At 60.3% G+C, this 20,491-nt stretch carries 21 protein-coding genes; 10 read left to right on the top strand and 11 right to left on the bottom strand.

Translation table 11 applies throughout. The features are described from left to right. Window positions 1-291: 291 nt before the first annotated feature. The 4 genes from FKG95_RS13440 to thpR all read left to right on the top strand — a co-directional run bounded on the left by FKG95_RS13440 (window position 292) and on the right by thpR (window position 3,900). Window positions 292-858 (top strand): arylesterase, encoded by a 567-nt coding sequence (locus tag FKG95_RS13440; RefSeq protein ID WP_142896889.1) that lies wholly within the window; start codon window positions 292-294, stop codon window positions 856-858. Continuing rightward, a complete protein-coding gene (locus FKG95_RS13435) occupies window positions 848-2,053 on the top strand; it encodes an FIST signal transduction protein (RefSeq protein ID WP_142896888.1) in 1,206 nt (401 codons plus the stop codon). Before FKG95_RS13440 ends, FKG95_RS13435 begins: the two co-directional genes overlap by 11 nt. Window positions 2,054-2,186: 133 nt before the next feature. Further along, window positions 2,187-3,227 carry an NADP(H)-dependent aldo-keto reductase gene (locus FKG95_RS13430; protein ID WP_142896887.1) on the top strand — a complete coding sequence of 347 codons (1,041 nt, stop codon included), beginning with the start codon at window positions 2,187-2,189 and terminating at the stop codon, window positions 3,225-3,227. 127 nt (window positions 3,228-3,354) lie between these two features. Further along, on the top strand, window positions 3,355-3,900 hold the full coding sequence (gene thpR, locus FKG95_RS13425; protein ID WP_142896886.1) for an RNA 2',3'-cyclic phosphodiesterase: 546 nt from the start codon (window positions 3,355-3,357) through the stop codon (window positions 3,898-3,900). Between the two features lie 175 nt (window positions 3,901-4,075). Here thpR and FKG95_RS13420 read toward each other — a convergent pair whose 3' ends face one another. Continuing rightward, window positions 4,076-4,960: a DMT family transporter gene (locus tag FKG95_RS13420; RefSeq protein ID WP_142896885.1), complete on the bottom strand. Its 885-nt coding sequence runs from the start codon at window positions 4,958-4,960 to the stop codon at window positions 4,076-4,078. Next, complete coding sequence (locus FKG95_RS13415; protein ID WP_246116764.1) at window positions 4,957-5,436, bottom strand: low molecular weight protein-tyrosine-phosphatase; 480 nt, start codon at window positions 5,434-5,436, stop codon at window positions 4,957-4,959. Before FKG95_RS13415 ends, FKG95_RS13420 begins: the two co-directional genes overlap by 4 nt. Before the next feature lie 153 nt (window positions 5,437-5,589). Between FKG95_RS13415 and FKG95_RS13410 the strand changes: the two genes are divergently transcribed. Continuing rightward, window positions 5,590-6,321, top strand: a complete 732-nt coding sequence (locus tag FKG95_RS13410; RefSeq protein ID WP_142896883.1) for an NAD-dependent deacylase — start codon at window positions 5,590-5,592, stop codon at window positions 6,319-6,321. A 125-nt stretch (window positions 6,322-6,446) separates the two neighbouring features. Here FKG95_RS13410 and FKG95_RS13405 read toward each other — a convergent pair whose 3' ends face one another. Together FKG95_RS13405 and FKG95_RS13400 are read right to left on the bottom strand one after the other, a co-directional pair. Further along, the gene (locus FKG95_RS13405; RefSeq protein WP_142896882.1) at window positions 6,447-8,423 is read right to left on the bottom strand and encodes a two-component system response regulator; all 1,977 of its coding nucleotides are present in this window, start codon (window positions 8,421-8,423) and stop codon (window positions 6,447-6,449) included. A gap of 273 nt (window positions 8,424-8,696) precedes the next feature. Beyond that, window positions 8,697-9,455 carry a helix-turn-helix transcriptional regulator gene (locus FKG95_RS13400; RefSeq protein ID WP_142896881.1) on the bottom strand — a complete coding sequence of 253 codons (759 nt, stop codon included), beginning with the start codon at window positions 9,453-9,455 and terminating at the stop codon, window positions 8,697-8,699. A 121-nt stretch (window positions 9,456-9,576) separates the two neighbouring features. Here FKG95_RS13400 and FKG95_RS13395 point away from each other — a divergent pair, with 121 nt between their 5' ends. Both FKG95_RS13395 and FKG95_RS13390 read left to right on the top strand, forming a co-directional pair. Continuing rightward, on the top strand, window positions 9,577-11,166 hold the full coding sequence (locus FKG95_RS13395; RefSeq protein ID WP_142896880.1) for a Rieske (2Fe-2S) protein: 1,590 nt from the start codon (window positions 9,577-9,579) through the stop codon (window positions 11,164-11,166). 154 nt (window positions 11,167-11,320) lie between these two features. Next, window positions 11,321-11,935, top strand: a complete 615-nt coding sequence (locus tag FKG95_RS13390; RefSeq protein ID WP_246116763.1) for a uracil-DNA glycosylase family protein — start codon at window positions 11,321-11,323, stop codon at window positions 11,933-11,935. A gap of 127 nt (window positions 11,936-12,062) precedes the next feature. Here FKG95_RS13390 and FKG95_RS13385 read toward each other — a convergent pair whose 3' ends face one another. Together FKG95_RS13385 and FKG95_RS13380 are read right to left on the bottom strand one after the other, a co-directional pair. Further along, window positions 12,063-12,731, bottom strand: a complete 669-nt coding sequence (locus FKG95_RS13385) for a porin (protein WP_142896879.1) — start codon at window positions 12,729-12,731, stop codon at window positions 12,063-12,065. A 118-nt stretch (window positions 12,732-12,849) separates the two neighbouring features. Beyond that, entirely contained in the window at window positions 12,850-13,272 is a 423-nt protein-coding gene (locus tag FKG95_RS13380) for a metallopeptidase family protein (protein WP_142896878.1), read from the bottom strand. A 255-nt stretch (window positions 13,273-13,527) separates the two neighbouring features. Here FKG95_RS13380 and FKG95_RS13375 point away from each other — a divergent pair, with 255 nt between their 5' ends. Then, on the top strand, window positions 13,528-13,821 hold the full coding sequence (locus tag FKG95_RS13375; protein ID WP_142896877.1) for a 4a-hydroxytetrahydrobiopterin dehydratase: 294 nt from the start codon (window positions 13,528-13,530) through the stop codon (window positions 13,819-13,821). An 82-nt stretch (window positions 13,822-13,903) separates the two neighbouring features. Here the strand turns inward: FKG95_RS13375 and FKG95_RS13370 are convergent, their stop codons facing one another. Then, on the bottom strand, window positions 13,904-14,659 hold the full coding sequence (locus FKG95_RS13370; RefSeq protein ID WP_142896876.1) for an SDR family NAD(P)-dependent oxidoreductase: 756 nt from the start codon (window positions 14,657-14,659) through the stop codon (window positions 13,904-13,906). A 323-nt stretch (window positions 14,660-14,982) separates the two neighbouring features. Here FKG95_RS13370 and FKG95_RS13365 point away from each other — a divergent pair, with 323 nt between their 5' ends. Continuing rightward, window positions 14,983-15,519 carry a YkvA family protein gene (locus FKG95_RS13365; protein WP_218940189.1) on the top strand — a complete coding sequence of 179 codons (537 nt, stop codon included), beginning with the start codon at window positions 14,983-14,985 and terminating at the stop codon, window positions 15,517-15,519. 9 nt (window positions 15,520-15,528) lie between these two features. Here FKG95_RS13365 and FKG95_RS13360 read toward each other — a convergent pair whose 3' ends face one another. The 4 genes from FKG95_RS13360 to FKG95_RS13345 all read right to left on the bottom strand — a co-directional run bounded on the left by FKG95_RS13360 (window position 15,529) and on the right by FKG95_RS13345 (window position 18,987). Next, complete coding sequence (locus FKG95_RS13360; protein ID WP_142896875.1) at window positions 15,529-16,461, bottom strand: DMT family transporter; 933 nt, start codon at window positions 16,459-16,461, stop codon at window positions 15,529-15,531. Beyond that, window positions 16,461-17,390, bottom strand: a complete 930-nt coding sequence (locus tag FKG95_RS13355) for a DMT family transporter (protein ID WP_142896874.1) — start codon at window positions 17,388-17,390, stop codon at window positions 16,461-16,463. The genes FKG95_RS13360 and FKG95_RS13355 overlap by 1 nt, the downstream gene beginning before the upstream one ends. 159 nt (window positions 17,391-17,549) lie before the next feature. Further along, window positions 17,550-18,200, bottom strand: a complete 651-nt coding sequence (locus FKG95_RS13350; protein ID WP_142896873.1) for a 3-oxoacid CoA-transferase subunit B — start codon at window positions 18,198-18,200, stop codon at window positions 17,550-17,552. Window positions 18,201-18,285: 85 nt separating this feature from the next. After that, window positions 18,286-18,987 (bottom strand): CoA transferase subunit A, encoded by a 702-nt coding sequence (locus FKG95_RS13345; RefSeq protein ID WP_142896872.1) that lies wholly within the window; start codon window positions 18,985-18,987, stop codon window positions 18,286-18,288. 274 nt (window positions 18,988-19,261) lie between these two features. Between FKG95_RS13345 and FKG95_RS13340 the strand changes: the two genes are divergently transcribed. Then, window positions 19,262-20,434: a pyridoxal phosphate-dependent aminotransferase gene (locus FKG95_RS13340; protein WP_142896871.1), complete on the top strand. Its 1,173-nt coding sequence runs from the start codon at window positions 19,262-19,264 to the stop codon at window positions 20,432-20,434. Window positions 20,435-20,491: the final 57 nt, after the last annotated feature.

Raw genomic sequence — 20,491 nt, 5'->3', positions numbered from 1 at the left:
CGGTGTGTTTTGTCGCGCGTTTTTCCGGATGTTATTCCGGGTGTTTTTCTGCCGAGTTGATCGCCTGCGGGCGGCGCCCTATATTTTTCAACGAATTGCATAGAAGCTTTGCCTGTGACCTCCATTACAACCTCTTCGCTCCGCCCATCTCCTTTACAGCGGATTTCGCGCTGTTTTTCGGGACTTTTTCGGCTTTCGCCACCGGCTGCGCTCGCCGCGGCCCTGCTTTTACCTGTATTTGCGGCTTTTCCGGCGTCTTCCGGGGCTTTCGCGCAAGAAGCGTTGCGTTTGATGGTGTTTGGCGACAGTCTAACCCATGGCTATGGATTGAGCGCCGGCGAGCCCTTCCCGGACCAACTGGAGGTAGCGCTTCGGGCGCGCGAGCAAAAGGTGACAGTGATCAACAGCGGCAATTCAGGCGATACGACGGCTTCGGGCCGCGCGCGGGTTGAATGGGCGCTGGCCGACAGGCCCGATGCGGTGATCGTCGAATTGGGCGCGAACGACGGCCTGCGCGGGCTCGACCCGGCCCAGACCTATGAAAATCTGGACGCGATCGTGAAACGCTTCAAAGCCGAGGGAATTCCTGTATTGCTGGCGGGTATGCTCGCACCGCGCAACCTGGGTCCCGAGTATGTCGAGGAATTCGACTCGGTCTTTCCGCGTCTGGCGGCGAAGCATGATGTGCCGCTTTATCCCTTTTTTCTCGAGGGCGTTGCGCTCAATCCGGATCTGAACCAGGCCGACGGCACCCATCCCAATAAAGAGGGTGTGGCCGTCATCGTCTCGAAAATACTGCCCAAGGTCGAAGAGTTGCTGGCGGCGGCCCGCGAGACGGGGGCGCGCCATGGCGGATGACGGGTTTGGCGGCAAAGCCTTCAGTGGTTCCGACGCCGACGAAAAATCGGGCTCGCTGGCATCTGATGGCTTCAGGGCGGCCTGGGCGCGGGGCGGCGAGTGGGGCCCCACGGTCAAGGCCTGCGCAAGCGAACTGACGGAGCTGCCCGAAGGCGCAAACTTCGGCTTTCTCTATGTGACCGACGCCTTTACCAAGGACATGCCCAGCGTCCTGACGTTCCTGCGCGAGACGACCGGTATTCAGAACTGGGTCGGGACCGTTGGACTGGGTGTGCTGGGAAACCGCGTCGAGTATCACGACCGGGGCGCCCTCTCGGTTCTGGTTGCGGCTCTGCCGCCGGAGAGTTTTCGGGTCTTCGATGCGATCGAGGATGAGCGGGTTGAAGAAGGCCTTGCGAAACTGCTGACCGATCAGAAGCAATGGCTCGGCGAAGAGCGGCCCGGCCTGGCGATCGTCCATGGGGACCCGCGGAACGTCCGCCTGACCGAGATCGTCGAAGAACTCGCTGAATCCACGGCGCCCTTCCTGGTCGGCGGCCTGGCCGCCAGCCGGATCGGCGAATTCCCGCAGATTGCCGACCGGGTGATCGACGGCGGCGTATCGGGCGTCCTGCTGAAATCCGAGATCGAGGTGGTGACCGGTCTGACCCAGGGCTGTTCGCCGATCGGTCCGCTGCGCGAAGTCACTCAGGGCAGCGACAACGTCATCAAGGAGATCGACGGCCGTCCGGCCTTCGAGGTTTTCAAGGAGGATATCGGCGAGCTTTTGTCACGGGATCTGCGCCGGGTCGCAGGTTACATCTTCGCTGCCTTTCCCATGCACAACAGCGACATGGGCGACTATCTGGTCCGCAACCTGATGGCGCTGGACACCGAGCGCGGCTGGGTCAGCGTCGGCGAGACTGTCGAACCGGGCCGGAAAGTCATGTTCTGCCGGCGCGATCATGCCGCCGCGGAGCAGGATATGCGCCGGATGCTCAAGGACGTGAAGGCGCGTTGTGGCGGGACGGCCCGCGCCGGGCTCTACTACAGCTGCGTCGGCCGTGGCCAGAACCTTTTTGGATCCGATTCTCAGGAGATGAAGTTGATCCAGGAAGAATTGGGCGACATCCCAGTCGCCGGCTTTTTCGCGAATGGCGAGATTTCGCGGGATCGTGTATATGGTTACACCGGCGTTCTGACGCTGTTCCGCTGACCTGCTGATTTTGGACAAACTCATTCTATGCGGGGCTGCTCTGCCTCTGGCTCTGACGGGATACTGAAAGCCGACGGGACGTAACGGTGAAGGCACCGGACGGCGCGTCGTAAAAAAAGTAAAAGGAAGACGTATGGAATACCGCCGCCTCGGGCGCAGTGACATTAAGGTCAGCTCGATCTGCCTGGGGACCATGACCTGGGGGTCTCAGAACACGGAAGAAGAAGCCTTCGCACAGATGGATTACGCGCTCGGCGAAGGCGTGAACTTCTTCGATACGGCGGAGATGTATCCCGCGCCGCCCCGCGAGGAGACCTTCAACAGGACCGAAGAGATCATCGGCAACTGGCTGGCCAGCCGCGGTTCGCGCGATAAGGTCGTCATCGCCACCAAGGTCACCGGGCCCGGCAGCCGCTTTCCTTTTCTGCGTGACGGCAAGCCCCGGCTGACGCGCGAGCATATCGTGCAGGCGGTCGACGACAGCCTGAAGCGCCTGCAGACCGACTACATTGATCTTTATCAGCTGCATTGGCCCGACCGCTCGACCAATTTTTTCGGCAAGCTGGGTTTTACCCATGACGCCGAGGAAGACATGACGCCGATCGAGGAAACCCTGGATGCACTGGCCGAGGTCGAAACGGCCGGCAAGATCCGCCAGATCGGCGTATCGAACGAAACGCCCTGGGGTGTCATGACCTTTCTGCAGATGGCCAAGCTGGGGCTCGGGCCGCGGGTGGTCTCGATCCAAAATCCCTACAGCCTGCTCAATCGCAGTTTCGAGGCAGGTCTTGCAGAGATCGCCATTCGGGAAAAGTGCGGCCTTCTGGCCTACGCGCCTCTGGGTGCGGGAACCCTGAGCGGTAAATACCTCGATGGCCAGAGCCCGGAGGGTGCCCGCTTCACGCTCTTCCCCGAGAACCGGCGCTATCGCGGCGATCACGCCGATGCGGCAGTACGGGCCTATGTGGATCTGGCGCGGGCCCATGATCTCGAACCGGCTCAAATGGCATTGGCCTATGTAAATACCCGGCCCTTTATGACCTCGACGATCATCGGCTCGACCTCGTTGGAGCAGTTGAAGCCGGATATCGCCGCCAGCGACATCACGCTCGGCGACGAGGTACTCGACGCGATCGAGAAGATTCACAAGACCTACACCTATCCCTGTCCCTGACGAAGAAGGAGGAATGACGGCGGCAAAGAGACCAGACTCCGGGGGACTGCATTTTCGGAGCAGCTATTTAAGATAACGTATTCAGATAGAATATTCAGTTAGTTAACTCACGTAGGGGCGTCATGATATGCGGCTGTTTGTTGCATTGGCATTACCGGAAAATCTAGCGGAACAGCTTGAGAGGATGTGTTCAGGTTTACCCGGCGCGAATTGGGTTCCGCCGGAGAATTTTCACCTGACCTTGCGCTTTATCGGCGCGTGCGACGGACATGAGGCAGGCGATCTCGACGCGGCGCTCTCCACGGTCAAGGCTGCCCCCTTCGACCTCTCGCTCACCGGTTTGGGGCAGTTCGGCGAGGGCCGGCGGACCCGGTCGGTCTGGGCGGGAACTCAGCCCTCCGATGAACTGTCCGCCCTGCAGAGTCGGGTCGAACGTGTGGTTCAGACAGCCGGTTTCGAACCCGAGTCCAGAAAATTTCACCCGCATGTAACCCTCGCGCGCTTCGGGTCCAGTCCGGGGGGCAAACTGCGGACCTACTTTGCCCAGCACGCGCTTTTCCGGACCCTGCCGTTTCGCGTGACCGAGTTTCATCTTTACTCGAGCGAACTGGGCAAGGGCCCGCCGATGTACCGGCGCGAGGCGACTTATCCCCTGGAGTCGCTTGAGGCCTAGAGCGCGTCATGTTTTAGCGGAAACACTCTGTGTTTTCGCTAAAACATGTGAACCCGCTCTACATCATAGTGTTAGAGCAGATTCACCGGTACGACGGATCGCCGAGGGCGATTCCATCTAGACCAGATCTGCTTGTCTTATGCTTTTGATCCGGCCCCGGAGGAGTGAGGGCGGGTTACACCGTCTGACTTCGCCGGGTTTCCCGCTGAACGATGTAGATCCCGCTGACCGCCACCACCGCCGCACCCAGCCAGACGTACTGATCCGGCAGTTCCTGCCAGAGGATCCAGCCGAAGAGCACGCCCCACAGCAACACGCTGTAGTCCAGCGGTGCGACCACGGCGGCGGGCGCGTAGCGGTATCCCTGTCCGATCATAAACATGCCGGCGCTGCCGATCAGGCCCATGACCGCCAGCAGGAAAAAGTCCGGAGCCGATGGCGCGACCCACTCGAAGGGGGCGATGGCGCCCGAGATCGCGAGGGAAATGAGCGCGGTCCAAATCATCATCGAGAGGGTCGAGTTCCGGGGTGCGAGCTTCCGGGTCAACAGCATAACCATGGCGTAGCAGAGGGCGGCCCCGATCACCAGCAGGGCCGCCGGATCGAAACTCTGCCCGGTCGGGCGCAGGATAATCATGGTGCCGAGAAAACCGATGATGACCGCCGACCAGCGATGGATGCCGACCTTTTCTCCGAGCAGGGGGACCGAGAGCGCCGTGATGAACAAGGGACTTGTGAAAGCGAGAGCAAAGGCATCCGCCAGGGGAATGCTGCGCAGAGCCGCGAAAAACATAAAACCGGCGCCGAGCGCAAAGAGTGCCCGCAGACACATCAGAAGCGGTTGCGGGCTGCGCAGGCTTCTCGGCCCGCCGGTAAAGGCCATCACCACGAGCAGGGGCAGAAGTCCGAAGAGATTGCGGAAGACCAGGATTTCACTGACCGGATAGCCGCCGCTCAGCCACTTCACGATGGTATCCATGATGGCCATCAGCAGCATGCCGGTGGCTGCATAGGCGAGTCCCAGACCGACCCGGTCGCCGGTTGCCTGTACCGGGCTCACAGCCGGCTTTGCAGGTGTTCGATCAATCCCTTCATGCCCTCCTCGATCAGATCCAGGGTGCGTTCGTAATCCTCGGCACCGCCACCGTAAGGGTCTGGCACATCCTGACCTTGAAGCGGCTGGGGCGCATGATTCAGAAAAAGCTGAATGCGTTGGGTCCGGGCGGGGGGACAGAGCTGCCGCAGGAATTCCACGTGACCCCGGTCCATGGCCGAAATCACATCGAAATTTTCGAAGTCTTCCGCGGTCACTTCCCGCGCCCGCAGTCCGGACAGGTCGTAGCCGCGTTTGGCCCCGCTGCGCTGCGCCATTTTGCTGGGCGAATCGCCCGTGTGATAGGCGTGCGTCCCAGCGGAATCGACCAGAATTTGCTCGCTCAGGCCTGCAGCCTCAAGCCCCCGGCGCAGCACGCTTTCGGCGGATGGCGAACGGCAGATATTTCCGGTACAGACAAAGAGAACCTGGAGTGCGGCCACAGGAAACCTCATACTTGATGTCGGTTGTCAGTGTGTTTTTTTGGGACGCTCGATAAGCGCCTGAGCGACATCGGCGTCTTAGCTGGAAAACGTCATGCCGATCGATTATCAGGGGCAGAAACGAAGGCCGCAACTCTGTAGGAAAACAAGACCATGAGCAAGTCAGTGGTGATTCTCACCGGCGCAGGCATTTCAAAGGAATCGGGTCTGGACACCTTTCGTGACGCGGACGGCATCTGGGCCAAGGTGCGTCTGGAGGACGTGGCGACGCCGGAAGCTTTCGAACGTGATCCCGATCGGGTTCATGCCTTCTACAATCATCGCCGCGCCGGTCTGCTGGAAGCAAGTGTTCAGCCCAACCCGGCGCACGAGGCTCTGGCACGCCTCGAGATGCGCTGGCGTGACGCTGGGCCGGAGAACCAGGTCTTGCTGGTAACTCAGAACATCGACGATCTGCACGAGCGGGCCGGGTCGTCAAACCTGCTGCATATGCACGGTGAACTCTTAAAGGCCCGCTGTCTGTCCTGCAACGCGGTCTCGGATTGGCGTTCGGATATGTCCCGGCAAAGCATCTGTCCCGCCTGCGGCGATGCGGGCGGTCTTCGGGTCGATGTGGTGTGGTTCGGGGAAATGCCCTATCACATGGAGCGGATCTATGCGGCGCTGGGAGATTGTGATTACTTCCTGTCGATCGGCACGTCCGGCAACGTCTATCCCGCCGCCGGCTTCGTCGAACAGGTCCGGCGCCATGGCCGCCCTACGGCGCAAACGATTGAACTCAACCTCGAACCCTCCGAGGGCGCCAGCCTCTTTCATCATTGTCTCCACGGCCCAGCAAGCGAGGTCGTCCCGGCCTATGTCGAAAGCCTGCTCGATGGCACATGATCCGCGCGCCACTTTCATCGATTTACCTTCCCGGACCCGACTGACTTCTCGCTAATTAAAAAACAGCGACATAATAATTATTATAGATGCCAGCATGGCACAGCAACGCGTTCGTGTTGCCGATGCTACCTATGTGCCAAGAATCTCTGTTGAGGTTGAGAAGACACTTGGCCGCCGGCCGACGGATCGGCAATAACGGGTGCAGGTAAAGTGAAGTCAGGCCGCAGGTTTTTGCTCAGCCAAGTCTGACACTGCGGGGGCCGCATGGGCTTGGCGATGAAGTAACCCTGAGCGTCGATGGAGGGCATTGCGCGCAGGTATTCCATCTGCTCGCGAGTCTCGACACCTTCCGCGACAACGGTCACGCCAAGGTTTCGGCCCAGCGCGATGACAGCTTCCACCACAGCCGCGTCCCGGTGATTGACGAGCATATCGGTAACGAAGGAGCGGTCGACCTTGATCTGGTCGATCGGCAGTTGTCGTACATGCGCGAGAGATGAGTATCCTGTCCCGAAATCATCAATGGCGATCTTCGCACCCAGAGTCACAAGTTTGCGCAGTTGCATCTCCACTTCATCAACGTCATGAATCATTACCGTTTCGGTAATTTCAAGCGTAAGCGATGCCGGCGGCAGCCCTGTCCCACTGAGGATGGTGGAGATCGTTTCAACGAGGCGTCCGCGCTTGAACTGAATAGCCGAGAGGTTGACGGCAACGGGGATACTGCGCCCGAACATCGCCGCCCACTGCACCGACTGCTTGCAGGCTTCCCGAAGAATCCATTCCGACATTGCGGCGATCTGGCCCGTGGACTCGGCGGTCGGAATGAAATCGCAGGGCGGCACTCTGCCGCGCGTCGGGTGTTGCCAGCGCACCAGTGCTTCGACGCCCGTGACCCTGCCGGTCGAAGTCTCGATTTGCGGCTGGTACTCCAGAAAGAACTGGTCTTGCAGCAGGGCGTCGCAGAGCTCTCTTTTAAGCAGTGAGAGCGTGCGGACCTGCTTGTTCAGCGCAGCATCAAAGAAGTGGTACACACCGCGGCCGGCATCCTTCGCTTTATAGAGGGCCGCATCGGCATTTTTGAGCAGGGTTTCGACCGTGTCGCTGTCTTCGTTAAGAATTGCGATACCGACGGACGCACTGGTATTAACTTCATGTCCCTCGATCTCGAACGGTGCCGCGAGTGCCTCGATAATATGCTGCGCCACGATGGCGGTGTCTTTATGACTTTGCAGGTTGGTTGCGATGACGGCAAACTCATCGCCACCCAGACGCGCGGCAGTATCGGTCTTGCGGATGCAGCCGGTCAGGCGTTTCGCCACCTGCATGAGCAAGCGGTCACCGATGGGATGGCCAAGCGAGTCGTTGATGGACTTGAAGCGGTCGAGATCCAGCAGCAACAGCGCCATGCTCTTTTCACTGCGGTGCGAATGCTCGATCATGTTCTCAAGTTGCGACATGAAGAGCACGCGATTGGGCAATTCGGTCAGAAGGTCGTATTGCGCAAGGTTGCGATACTTCTGCTCACTCTCCTCGGCGCTTTTCAGTGCCGCCCTCAGCTTTTCCTGAGTGGCGGAGAGATCACCGGCCAGCTTCGCGTGCATTTTCGACTGACGTTCGACGACGTCCTTCGCGGCTTTGACGGCGAGGGTTTCTCTCTGCAAGGCCTCCTTTTTACCGGCCATATAGAGCGCGTAGCGGATCGAGCGTTCCAGAGTGGAGGCGTTGATATCGCTTTTAACCAGGTATCCCGAAGCGCCCGCATTGGTCGCGGCGACATCGATTTGCCGGTCGTCATGTCCGGTCAGAAATATGAAGACGCTGGGTTTGTCCGAGGGATCACAGCTTTCGATCAACTCGAGGCCGGTTCTGCCGCCCAGAAAGTAATCGATCAGATAGACGTCGTAGTTCGTCTGACCAAAGGCCCTGGTCGCGGTATTCCAGTCCGGAATCCAGTCGAGCGAAATGTCGGCCCCGAAAATCTCGATCAGCATCCGGCGGGTCGCACGATAGTCGACCTCGTCGTCATCGATAATCAAAATCTTCAGAGGACGCGCTTCACGAGGTGAAGGCTCAAACGCTCCCTGTTGGGCCAAAGACATTGCCGCTTACCATTTCCGGAGAGTACGGGGATTCTCAGTTGAGAATTATCAAATAGAAAGCTGTATAAATCCTTGAGCCAACTGGTAATTGTAAAATAGATTGCCGAAAAAACAACCTATTGGCAGATTTGTAGTTGCTGCTGCTGTGTACTTGATCCCTGCCAGTATTTTGTGTGAAGAGCCAAGAGGCGGCGCATTGCGCTCTTTCTATTTTTGGCGCACCAGGGGTTCTTGCCATTCGGTACTTGGGCCGGATTTTACGAAATGAAACAGTCAGGTGCTCGAGACACGATACGCGCAGCGCCGTGCGCCCTGGAGCAGGTGTTCGACGCGTTCGAGGCGGATTTCCGGGCCCAGAGTGTCCTGGAATACCGAGAGTTCCGCGGCACAGATCCCCGTGCAGGCCTTGGCCGCCGCGCAGATCGGGCAGTGATTCTCGACAAGGAGATACTCGCCGTTTTCGTCTTTTAGCACCTCGGCCATGTAGCCTTCGTCGCTGCGGGCCTTGGCCAGGGCAGTAAGCTTTTCTTCCAGGCTGTCCGCCCCGTCGAGCGCGGCACGATAGCTGACGAGCTGGCTTTGCGAGCGGCTGGCGATCAGCCGCTCCATTGCATCCTGCCCGAAGGTCTCGCGAATCGATGCGATCAGTTCGACGGCGAGGTCCGCGTGGCGGTCCGGAAAGAGGCTGTCGGCGGCGGGGGTCAGGCGCCAGCGTTTGACCGGCCTGCCGGCACTGGCCTGCGGTTTAGGGCCGGTTTTTGGGGCCTTCGCCGTGCCGTCTTCCTCCCCCGCATCTCTCGGCCCCGCATCTTTCGGCCCCGCATCTTTCGGCCCTACATCTTTCGCCGGCCGGGCGGTATCATCCTGGGAAACCAGTTTCTGGTCATAGAGATCATAGAGATGCTGGCGCACCGCCATCGGGGTGATCGAGAAGGCTTTCGCCAGGGCCTGGGCGCTCTGAGGGCCCTCGCGCTTGAGCAAGTCCAGGATCGCCTGCCGCGTTTTGATCGTCTTGGTCGATTTCTCCGCCATAGACTTCACCTATAGAATCTCGGCGGCTATTCCAAAAGAAAATTCTTGCAAAAACTTGCCGGCAGGATCAGATTAAATTTAGAAAGAAAAAACTTTCTTAAAGAGCTGAAAGGGCGGATCCATGGCATTTGTGCGCGCAGGCAGCTACAGCGAACTTTCAAAAAAGGGATCGGATCTGGTCCGGCTGGAGGGCAAACAGATTGTCCTCTTCGACGGTCCGAAGGGCGTTTTCGCCTGCAACAACCGCTGTCCGCACGAGGGCTATCCCCTCAAGGAGGGGAGTCTGACCGATGGCTGCATCCTGACCTGTAACTGGCACAACTGGAAATTCGACCTTGAAAGCGGCGACACTCTGGTCGGCGGCGATACGCTGCGGCGTTATCCGGTCCGCATCGACGGTGACGAAATCTGGCTGGATCTGACCGAGCCGCCGCTGGAAGAAAAGGTCGCGGCGGCGGAGGCCAATCTGCGCGAGGCCGTCGACAAACACGAATACGACCGTATTGCCCGCGAGCTCTCGCGCCTCAGCCTGGCCGGGGCCGACCCGCTGGAGGCCCTGCGGAAGGTCATTGCCTGGCAGCATGATCGTTTCGAGTTCGGAACGACCCACGCCATTGCCGCCGCGCCCGACTGGCTGGCAATCCGGCAGCGGCTGCTGGACCAGGGCGTGGACGGGCGGGACGATGCTGCCGCCGCTCTGGTGCCGCTGGTCGAGAGCATTGGCCACTTTGCCTGGGATGCCCTGCGCGAACCTCATTTCCCCTTTGCCGGGGGAACGGCGCCCTACGATGCCGGGGCTTTTGTCGCGGCCATGGAGGCCGAGGATGAGGATCAGGCGGTGCGCCTCCTGCGTGGGGCGCTCGAGGCGGGTCTGACCTTTGCCGATCTGGAACCCGCCTTTGCCCGCGCGGCGCTCGCGCACTATGCCGATTTCGGCCACTCCGCGATCTATGTCCTAAAGACCGGAGAGCTGATTGACGCATTGGGACCGGAGGTGGCCGAGCCGTTGTCGCTGGCGCTGACCCGCTCGCTGATCTACGCCAGCCGCGAGGATCTGCTGCCTGAATTCCGCCACTACGCCGATGTGCTGGGCCGCTGGGCCGATGCGGGAACGCGCGGCGTCGCGCCTACGGACTTCGTCGGCCTGAGCGTCGAGCAGGCCCTCGAGCGGGCCCTGGAGTCCGGGGGCGCGGTCGAGCCGCTTTATGCGGCCCTGCTGGGCGCGAATGCCCATAACCTTGTGAGCTTCGATCTCCCGCTCCAGGGACGGACCACGGGTTCGATCTCAAACAACGTCTCCTGGCTTGATTTCACCCACGGCGTGACTTTCTCGAACGCGGTCCGGCATCTCTGTGGGCGCAGTCCGGAACTCTGGCCCCAGGGACTTTTACAGATGGCCTGCTTTGCCGGACGCAATGCGCGCTACATCGACCGCCATTTCGACATGAGCCCCTGGCGGGTGACCGATCCTGTGGCATTTGTATGTCATAACGTCGGGAATTTGCTCGATCATGGTCAGTTCGAGTACATCGTTTCCTGCCATCAGGTGAAGCTGACCATGGCCGTCGCGGATGAACTGGCCGCCGGTCCTGCAGCCGAAACCGCTCAAACGCTCGCGGCCGGTTTGAACCGCTTCCTCAATTCGCCCCTGAAACGCCGCCACAGCCTGCGCACGGCGCGCCAGGCCATGGCATTTGTTGCGATCGAGTAGTGGGGTGGGGATGGATCACTCAACGAGGCGGGGGTGTTAGGCCAGGATTTGAAGTGGCGATCACGTTCGCGCGAAGGGCACCGCATTGCGCGTGTTTAGCGGCCGTCTTGGCGTTAAACTGCCTGGAGCCTTCACTTGAGATCTGATTTTACCTGTGACCGAGACGCCCAGCGAACACGCCGGCCCGCCACCCGAACTGGCCGAAACCCTGCGGCAGGCAAGGGCCTGCCGGATCTGTGAAGAGCAGCTCCCGCTCGGCCCGAGGCCCGTCATGCGGGCGCAGGCCAGTGCACGCGTCATGATCGTGGGGCAGGCGCCCGGGACCAAAGTCCACGAAAGCGGCATTCCCTGGAACGACGCGTCCGGCAATCGTCTGCGCGAATGGCTCGACCTGGACAGTGAGACTTTTTACGATGAGAGCCGTATCGCCATAATTCCAATGGGTTTTTGCTACCCCGGCCGCAATCCGAAGGGCGGCGATAATCCGCCCCGCCCGGAGTGCGCACCCCTGTGGCATGGGCCGCTGCGGGCCGGTCTGCCCGACATCGCGCTGACCCTTCTGGTCGGACAGTACGCCCAGGCGTTCTATCTGGGCAAGCGTAAGAAAAAGACCCTGACCGAGACGGTCAGGCATTGGCGGGACTACCAGCCGGCGTTTTTACCCACACCGCATCCGAGCTGGCGTTCAACCCTGTGGTTACGGAAGAACCCCTGGTTCGAGGAAGACGTTCTGCCTGAATTGCAGGCCAGAGTTAAGGCGCTGATATAGCGCGTTTTTGGTTCGATCGAACCGACAATTTCAGACAGGATGTGAAGTGGAGTTCGCAGAGCGGCAGGGGTGCAGATAAACCAGAGACTGGAATTAAACGTCGCGCGCGCCTTATCAGGCTATTGACTTAAAATCTGATTTTGACACCCGTGACGACCCAGAAATCCTCGTTGTTCCGGTCATCGGCGCTCTTGCTTTCCTCGGCGGAACTATTGCGGTCCGCAGCGCCGAGGACACCCGTAAAGCTGATTCCCGGACCGACCGCGTAGCCCGCTGACAGGGCCAGGGACTCGATTTCCTCCAACTCGGTCTCGCCTTCGCTGCTGCCGTACATCAGCTGCAGTTCCCAGGGACCTTGCGCATATCTGGCGCCGATATCGAATCCATTCTTGTTCAGCTCGTAGCTGGTCGCGGCCGCGATCTGCGCATCTGGCGCCACATCAATCGTCCAGTTCACCCCGAGTTGCGGCGCGCTGTCCGACCCCAGATCGTCCGGGCGGTAGCCCACGCTGCCTTGCAGGCCGGCAAACCGGGGAGTGAAGAAGGCGACGCCGTTCTCACTGCCGTTGGGTGAAAGCCCGTAGGTCTGGCTCTCGGAGAGCATCTGGCGATTGACCTGAAGATCGAACGCGATTGCGTCCGCGGGACCGTCGTTTGCGGTGCTGCCGTTCCAGGCTCGGTTTTCGGCGAAAAAGCTTCCGGGGACCAACTCTTCGAGATCCATGCTCCAGGCGAGATTCGGAATCAGCGTCAAGGCGCCAACCAAACTCACGATCCCTGGAGTACCTATAGTCATCTCTCGTTCAATCCCTACAGGAGCACTTGAGTTTAAACACTATAGCAAGGAATATTTAATAAAAACTTTAGTCGCGAATCAATTAAAGACTAAATTCAACTCTTAGTTTACTCTTAACTTAACGAAAAGCCTCGTTTTGTTCAATTCTTTCCATGTCGTCGTCTGAAAGGCCAAAGTGATGGCCGATTTCATGAATGAGGACATGCCTGACTATGTGAACCAGATCTTCGCCGGTTTCACACCAATAGTCCAGGATTGGGCGCCGGTACAAAAAGATCATATCGAGATCTTCGGGGCTGTCCAACACACTCTTTTGGGTCAGGTCGATACCCTTATAAAGGCCCAGCAGGTCGAATGGAGATTCACACTCCATAAGTTCCAGGGTCTCGTCGTCCGGGAAGTCCGTCACCTGGATGACGACACTTCCGACATAATTCCGCAGTTCCGCCGGGATCGTTGCGTAGGCTTCCCGCGCCTGTGCTTCAAGATCGGACAGTTCCGGCGGCGTGGTGTAGCGCCCGATGTCGTGTAGATGTGCCATACTTTCCCTGACCCTGGCGTCTGACCGTCGTCGTTTGGCCGAAAGCTGGAGATGTCATCTGCCAGCCTCCTTAGCATATAGGAAGAGAAAGGCGCTGGGGCTTGACACTTTTCCTCGATACCAGCTTTGCCGCCGTGCAGCGATGATCATGTGTCAGGCCGACCGTTCCCGTCTCCGCCTTTTCGCCGCTTGCTTGTTGTCGCATGCGGCGCCCCCAGATACCCTATGCACCCCCACTGCTAAAGAGGAAATCTTATGGCCGAGAAGCTTAGCACGGCTGCGCGCGCCGAGGCTTTGGCCGAGTTGCCGGACTGGCAAGAGGTCGAGGGCCGCGATGCGATTCAAAAGTCGTTTAAATTCAAAGACTTTATCGAAGCCTGGGGTTTCATGAACCGGGCCGCTCTGGTTGCCGAGAAGATGAATCATCATCCGGAGTGGTTCAATGTCTACAACCGGGTCGAGGTTGTCCTGACCACGCATGATTGTGACGGACTTTCCGAACTTGACGTAAAACTGGCCAAGCGTATGGATGGTTTCGCCGGTTCATGACGTCCCGGTCTTAAGGCCGCAACGACAAAGGGACCGGCAATGCCGGTCCCTTTTTTTACTTTTGGCGCGTGATGAAATCGCGTTACTGCATGCGCATGGCGCCGTCCAGGCGAAAGGACGCGGCGTTCAGCATAACATTTTCGCAGATATGCAGGACCAGCCGGGCGAATTCGTCCGGGCGGCCGAAGCGGTGGGGAAAGGGCACCTGGCCGGCCAGATTGTCTTGCACGTCCTGCGGCATATTCAGCAACAGCGGCGTACCGATCAGGCCGGGCGCGATGGTCAGAACCCGCACGCCGTTCTTCGCAAACTCACGCGCCGCGGGAAGCATCATCCCGGTGATGCCGGCCTTGGAGGCAGCGTAGGCAACCTGGCCCAGCTGGCCTTCTTCGCCAGCGATCGAAGAGGTCGAGATGATAACGCCCCGTTCGCCGTCATCCAGCGGCTCTTCCGCAAGCATCTCGGCCGCTGCCAGGCGCATCAGGTTAAAGCTGCCGATCAGGTTGACCTTGATGACTTTTTCGAAGTCTTCCAGGGGCATGGCGCCACCGCGGCCGACAATCCGCTTGGCGGGCGCAATGCCGGCGCAGTTCACGGCAATGCGGCAGGGGCCATGCGCCTCCCGCGCTTTGGCGACCGCGGCTTCCAGCTCTTCGGCCGATCCCACGTCACAGGAAATCCCAAGTCCGCCGGTCTCCGCCGCGACCGCCTCGACGGTTTCGGGGTTCAGATCGAGCACGGTGACCTTGGCACCGGCCTTCGCGAGATAACGCGCCGTTTCGGCGCCCAGGCCCGATCCGCCGCCGGTGATGATTGCCGCTAGTCCCTTAACGTCCATTCCTCTTGCTCCTTTGTCGACAGGCCGTGAGCCTTTATTTCGTTTGTTGTTCCGTCGGTGATTAACCTCGCGCGGGTCTATAGCAGAAGCCGCAAGCGAAGGCGATAGCTTGTGGCCGAACGGGTGCTGACTTCGGCTCGAACGCCTCAGGCGGTGTTTCGCGCCCGTTACTATTGGTACGCTGAACCCGGCGCGCTGCCAGGAAGCCTTGTGCAAATCCGCGTTTGTTCGAAACCTCTCGAAGCTGCCGGCGGTCCTGTCGCTGCGGGCCGCTTGCCGATAGAAATATTGCGACTTTTGCCCGAAACTCCCATATCTAGGCCATGTCGACAGATCAGCCAAAAACCCCGGCCTCAAACTCCCCGGCCTCAAACTCCCCGGCCTCAAACTCCCCGGCTTCAAACTCCGAGGCCCCCGAACCGCAGGCCTCCGAGGACGAAGCCGCACTCTACCAGGAAGCCCTTGCCGGGCGGGCTCTTGTGCCGGTCTCTCCGGCGCGGATGAAACGCGACGAAAAGAAGGTCAAGCGCGGCTTCTGGCCGAAGGTCCGTTCCACCATCGGCAAGGTTCCCTTCATGGAAGACGCCGTGGCGGGCTACTTCTGTGCGACGGATCGCAAGACACCGGTCTGGGTGCGGGCCACATTGATGGGCGCTCTGGCATACTTTGTGGTGCCCGCCGATATGATCCCCGACTTTGTCGCCGGGCTCGGTTTTACCGACGATGCGACGGTCATTCTTGCCGCTATTCGAGCGATCTCGGGACATATGAACGAGGAGCACCGCGCGCGGGCGAAAGATACCTTGTCGGATTCCGATGAATGGGAGTCTGCCGAGCGCGAGCCCCTCTCCAGCGAATAACTCCAGACCCTAAAGGCGGGATTGCGGCGGCGTGCTGCGATCACGGCCCTGTTGCGACTCGCGCCGTACGATGTAAAGCGTCGAGGCAACAATGATGGCCGCGCCGGTCCAGGTCCAGCCGTCGGGCAGCTCATCGAACAGCAGGTAACCTATGACACCGGCCAGCAGGAGTTTCGTGTAGTCGAAGGGGGCCACGAAGGAAGCTTCCCCATTGCGGTAGGCCTGAATGATCATCGCCTGCGATCCGATACCGACCACGCCAACCCCGCAGAGCAATCCGAACTCATAGAGACTGGGTTCCCGCCAGAGGTAAAGCGCCGGCGGTGCGGTGAGGACGATGGAGGTGATGCAGAAAATCAGCAGCATGGTCACGCTGCTCTCGCCATCCGGGAAGCGTTTGACCAGGGTGACCGCCAGGGCGATACCGAAGGCCATTGCGAGTGCGGCGAAGGCGGTGGGCTCGAAGCTGTCGGCGCCGGGCCGTACAATCACCAGAACCCCCAGGAATCCGACAAGGGTCGCGGTCCAGCGCCGCCAACGCACGACCTCCGCCAGGAGCAGAAAGGCCAGCAGGGTGGTAAAAAGCGGTTGGGTGAATCCCAATGCCGTCACATCGGCGAGCGGCATCTTCGAGACCGCATAGTAACCGCAGATCATGGCAATCGCGCCGGAGAGGGCGCGCACCATATGGATGCCCCAGTGCTTGCTGATTAAGACCGTCCGCCGTTCGCGCCAGACGAAAGGCAGGATCGCCAGAAGCGCAAACAAGGCGCGGGCGAAGCTGATCTGAAAAGCGTCCATATCGAGCTGCGAGAGGCTTTTCACCAGCGCGCCGTTGAGCGTGAAACCCGCCGTCGCGCCCATCATCCATATGGCGCCACGATGGTTCGGTGAGAGCAGGCGCCAGGCCCTCTTTCGGGCTTCGCTGTGCGTCGATGCCATCAGATTTGCGCCCGCGGTGCCTCGGCAGCGGTACGTTCACGCGCAACCTTGGCCTCCCGCTGCGCAATATAGATGGCCGACGCCGCGATGATGCCGGCCCCGATCCAGGTCCATTCGTCGGGCACCTCACCGAACGCGAAGTAGGCCAAGAAGGCCACGAAGGGCAGGCGGGCGTAGTCGAAGGGGATCACAGCCGACGCGTCGGCCAGCCGATAGGATTTGGTCAGGGCCAGATGGGCGATCGTCGCCACCAGCCCGATCAGGGTCAGGTAACCCAGCACGGTCCAGCTCGGCCACTCCCAGACAAAGAGCGCCGGAATCAGGGACAAGGGCGTCATGATCAGGTTCATGATCAGCACCATCGCCACGGTGTCTTCGGTCCGCGAGAGGGTTTTGACTAAGAGCACCGATCCTGCCATGAAGCCGGCGGCGATGACCGGCATCGCCATGGCAGGGGTGATCTCGACAAAGCCGGGCCGCAGGATGACAATCACCCCGAGAAAGCCGGCCAGGGTCGCTGACCAGCGGCGCACACCCACGGCTTCCCGCAGGATGAAGTAAGCGCCTGCCGTGGCAAAGAGCGGAACGGTGAAGTTCAGGGCTACGGCCTCGGCGAGTGGCAGGATGGTAATCGAGGTAAACCAGCAGAACATGGCCGAGAGGCCGACCACGGAACGCGCCAGGTGCATTCCCGGACGTTCGGTCCGGAGTCCGGCCAGGCCGTGGCGGAACAGCCAGGGCAGCACGAAGGCCAGGGCGAAGAAGTTCCGGAAGAAGGCGATCTGGATCGGGTGAAGTTCATCCGCGGCATAGCGGATCAGGATGTTCATGATCGAAAACCCGAGCGCGGCCAGGGTCATCAAAAGAGCACCCTGCACCGGCGCGGAGATCGCATCGATGCGGTTGAAAGATAGTTTTGGCGGAGACATACCCTGCAAAGGGTACAGATTTGCAGCCCGTTCAGCTAGGAGGGCAGACGCAGCCCTGCCCTGCGCGAGGTGGGCGGCTTGTCCTTCGCCGCCCGTGCCTCAAGCAGTCTGCCCGGTTTAAACAGGGTCCGGTTGCGCCGGATCCATTGAACGCGTTGATCAGGCGAGGCCCGGTGCGACCTCGAAGCTTGCTTCCGTGCGTTCGCGAATTTCATCGACGGTAACGCCCGGCGCGATCTCGATAAGGGTGACCCCGCCGTTTTTCTTATCGATGTCGAAGACTCCGATGTCGGTGATCAGCAGGTCGACCACGTGGGTGCCGGTCAGCGGCAGGTCGCAGGCCTTCAGGAACTTCACATCACCGGCTTTGGAGTTGTGGTCCATCACCACGACGACGCGCTGCACGCCGGCCACCAGGTCCATGGCGCCGCCCATGCCCTTGACCAGCTTGCCCGGGATCATCCAGTTGGCCAGGTCTCCGTTCTCGGCAACCTGCATGGCGCCCAGGATGGCCAGGTTGATGTGTCCGCCGCGGATCATGCCGAAGCTTGCCGCGCTGTCGAAGTAAGAGCTGTGCGGCAGCTCGGTCACGGTCTGCTTACCCGCATTGATCAGGTCCGGGTCTTCTTCGCCTTCGTAGGGGAAGGGGCCGATGCCGAGCATGCCGTTTTCGCTGTGCAGGGTGACGTGCATCCCCTCGGGGATATAGTTGGCCACCAGGGTGGGGATGCCGATCCCCAGGTTTACATAGAAGCCGTCGCTGAGTTCTTTTGCGGCGCGTGCCGCCATTTCATCCCGCGTCCAAGCCATGCTGTTGTTTCCTATCTCAGTATCTGTCTGGTTGTCAGGTCATCAGGCCGCCGTTCGGCCGCGCGCGCAGATCAGCCCACGGAGATCAACTCCGGGGCCGCGTCGTGCGTTTTTCGATGACCTTGCGATAGCTTCCGCCGTCGATGATGCGCTGCACGAAAATACCGGCGCAGTGAATCTCGTCGGCCTGTAACTCGCCCGGTTCGACCAGCTCCTCGACCTCTGCCACGGTGATTTTGCCCGCGGTCGCCATGGGCGCGTTGAAGTTGCGGGCGGTCTTGCGGAAGATCAGATTGCCCTCCGTGTCGCCTTTCCAGGCCTTGACGATCGAAACGTCGGACCTCAACCAGCTTTCCATGACGTAGTCTTCGCCGTCGAAGTCTCGGATCTCCTTGCCTTCGGCAACCAGGGTACCGACACCGGTCTTGGTGAAGAAGGCGGGGATCCCGGCACCGCCCGCGCGGATGCGCTCGGCCAGGGTGCCCTGGGGGTTGAATTCGAGCTCCAGATCGCCGTCCAGGTACTGCTTTTCGAAGAGCTTGTTCTCGCCGACATAGGAGGAGACCATCTTCGCGATCTGGCGGGTTTCGAGCAGAACGCCCAGGCCGTCGCCGTCGACGCCGGCGTTATTGGAGATGATGGTCAGGTTCTTCGTGCCCGAGGCCTTGAGGGCCTCGATCAGATGCTCGGGAACCCCGCAGAGCCCGAAGCCGCCCGCCATCAGCGTCATGCCGTCGAACAGCAGGCCATCGAGGGCGCTGGCCGCGTCGGGAAATACCTTGTTCATGCTGTGTCTACCCTTGTCACAATGGTTTCGCCGTGAGCATTGAGGCCGCCCGGTCTTGTATCTTTGTCGCGATCCGCACGGCTGCGTTTGTATTATCGCCGCAGTGCAAAAAACGCGGCATCATACTCAAGCGTTTGCCCCGGCTCAAGCCGATCTCTTGAGCCGGGTTCGCGCGCCCCGTCCCCGATCACGCTTGCCAAGCTCTCCGGGCCATGGCACCTCTTTCCGGGTTAATTTTCGAGTTTTGGGGTTCAATTTCAAGGTGGTTTTCCAGATGCCTTTTCCCGCGCCGATCCAACCGCAGATTGCGGGACTCGAAAGCTCGAAGATCGTTGAACTCTGGCAGATGGGCTTCGGCGTTGAGAACCTGATCCCGCTCTGGGTCGGCGAAGGCAACGAACCCACCCCGGAGTTCATTTGCGATGCGGCCAATGACGCTTTGAAAAGCGGGATCTGCTTTTACAGCCAAAAGCGCGGCCTGCCGGAACTGCGGCAGGAACTGGCCGGCTACATGGCGCGGACCTTCGACATCCCGCTCGATCAAGAGCGCGTCACCGTCACTACGGCGGGGATGAACGGCATTATGCTGATGGCGCAGACGGTCGCGGGCCCGGGCGATAATGTGGTATGTGTGACGCCGGGCTGGCCCAACGTGATGGGTGCGATCGAAATCATGGGAGCCGAAGCGCGACAGGTCAGTCTGGATCAACGCGACGACGGCGGCTTTACCCTGGATCTGGAACGCTTGTTCGCCAACTGCGACGAACACACAAAGGCACTCTTTATCGTCTCGCCCAGCAACCCGACCGGCTGGATGATCACCGAGGAAGAGCAGCGCGAGGTCCTCGCGTTTTGCCGCAAGCGCGGCATCTGGCTGATCGCCGACGAGGTCTATCACCGTTTCGTCTACGAGCAGGAGGTGGGGAACTCTTTCCTGCAGATCGCCGATCCCGAGGATGCTTTGGTCGTCGTGAACAGCTTTTCCAAGGCCTGGGCCATGACCGGCTGGCGTATGGGATGGCTGACTCATCCCGCGAGCCTGGGGCCGGTGTTGGACAATCTGATTGAGTTCAACACCTCGGGCACCCAGGGTTTTCTGCAGCATGGCTGTATCGCGGCTTTGCGGGGCGGCGAGCCTTTCGTGAAACAGACGGTAGAGCGCTGCCGCCAGGGACGGGATCTGGTTTTTCAGCGTTTGTCGGCCGTGCCTCGGGTCCGGGCAACGAGTCCCAAGGGCGCCTTCTATTTCTTCTTCGCGGTGGAAGGCATGACCGACAGCCTGAACGCCGCCAAGAAAATCCTGCACGAAACCGGCGTCGGTCTGGCACCCGGGTCGGCGTTCGGGAAGGGTGGGGAAGGCAATTTCCGGCTCTGCTATGCCGGCACACTGGACCGGCTCTCGGAAGCTATGGACCGTCTCATCCCAATACTCGGCGAAGACTTGTAGCAGCCGGAGCCTGTCGCTTTGACACCACTAGTGGTCGCTTTGAAGACTAACGGCTAG

This window comes from Denitrobaculum tricleocarpae (genome assembly GCF_007004665.1).
GTDB classification, from domain to species: Bacteria; Pseudomonadota; Alphaproteobacteria; order Kiloniellales; family Kiloniellaceae; genus Denitrobaculum; species Denitrobaculum tricleocarpae.
This window is presented reverse-complemented; position numbering and strand designations above follow the sequence as displayed.

What these genes read in the sequence shown, in the direction of transcription:
- FKG95_RS13405 (WP_142896882.1), bottom strand. Translation starts at nt 8,423, where the DNA reads ATGTCTTTGGCCCAACAGGGAGCGTTTGAGCCTTCACCTCGTGAAGCG.
- FKG95_RS13380 (WP_142896878.1), bottom strand. Translation starts at nt 13,272, where the DNA reads ATGGCACATCTACACGACATCGGGCGCTACACCACGCCGCCGGAACTG.
- FKG95_RS13400 (WP_142896881.1), bottom strand. Translation starts at nt 9,455, where the DNA reads ATGGCGGAGAAATCGACCAAGACGATCAAAACGCGGCAGGCGATCCTG.
- FKG95_RS13440 (WP_142896889.1), top strand. Translation starts at nt 292, where the DNA reads ATGGTGTTTGGCGACAGTCTAACCCATGGCTATGGATTGAGCGCCGGC.
- FKG95_RS13375 (WP_142896877.1), top strand. Translation starts at nt 13,528, where the DNA reads ATGGCCGAGAAGCTTAGCACGGCTGCGCGCGCCGAGGCTTTGGCCGAG.
- FKG95_RS13345 (WP_142896872.1), bottom strand. Translation starts at nt 18,987, where the DNA reads ATGAACAAGGTATTTCCCGACGCGGCCAGCGCCCTCGATGGCCTGCTG.
- FKG95_RS13360 (WP_142896875.1), bottom strand. Translation starts at nt 16,461, where the DNA reads ATGGCATCGACGCACAGCGAAGCCCGAAAGAGGGCCTGGCGCCTGCTC.
- FKG95_RS13340 (WP_142896871.1), top strand. Translation starts at nt 19,262, where the DNA reads ATGCCTTTTCCCGCGCCGATCCAACCGCAGATTGCGGGACTCGAAAGC.
- FKG95_RS13355 (WP_142896874.1), bottom strand. Translation starts at nt 17,390, where the DNA reads ATGTCTCCGCCAAAACTATCTTTCAACCGCATCGATGCGATCTCCGCG.
- FKG95_RS13365 (WP_218940189.1), top strand. Translation starts at nt 14,983, where the DNA reads ATGTCGACAGATCAGCCAAAAACCCCGGCCTCAAACTCCCCGGCCTCA.
- FKG95_RS13430 (WP_142896887.1), top strand. Translation starts at nt 2,187, where the DNA reads ATGGAATACCGCCGCCTCGGGCGCAGTGACATTAAGGTCAGCTCGATC.
- FKG95_RS13385 (WP_142896879.1), bottom strand. Translation starts at nt 12,731, where the DNA reads ATGACTATAGGTACTCCAGGGATCGTGAGTTTGGTTGGCGCCTTGACG.
- FKG95_RS13370 (WP_142896876.1), bottom strand. Translation starts at nt 14,659, where the DNA reads ATGGACGTTAAGGGACTAGCGGCAATCATCACCGGCGGCGGATCGGGC.
- thpR (WP_142896886.1), top strand. Translation starts at nt 3,355, where the DNA reads ATGCGGCTGTTTGTTGCATTGGCATTACCGGAAAATCTAGCGGAACAG.
- FKG95_RS13395 (WP_142896880.1), top strand. Translation starts at nt 9,577, where the DNA reads ATGGCATTTGTGCGCGCAGGCAGCTACAGCGAACTTTCAAAAAAGGGA.
- FKG95_RS13350 (WP_142896873.1), bottom strand. Translation starts at nt 18,200, where the DNA reads ATGGCTTGGACGCGGGATGAAATGGCGGCACGCGCCGCAAAAGAACTC.
- FKG95_RS13435 (WP_142896888.1), top strand. Translation starts at nt 848, where the DNA reads ATGGCGGATGACGGGTTTGGCGGCAAAGCCTTCAGTGGTTCCGACGCC.
- FKG95_RS13410 (WP_142896883.1), top strand. Translation starts at nt 5,590, where the DNA reads ATGAGCAAGTCAGTGGTGATTCTCACCGGCGCAGGCATTTCAAAGGAA.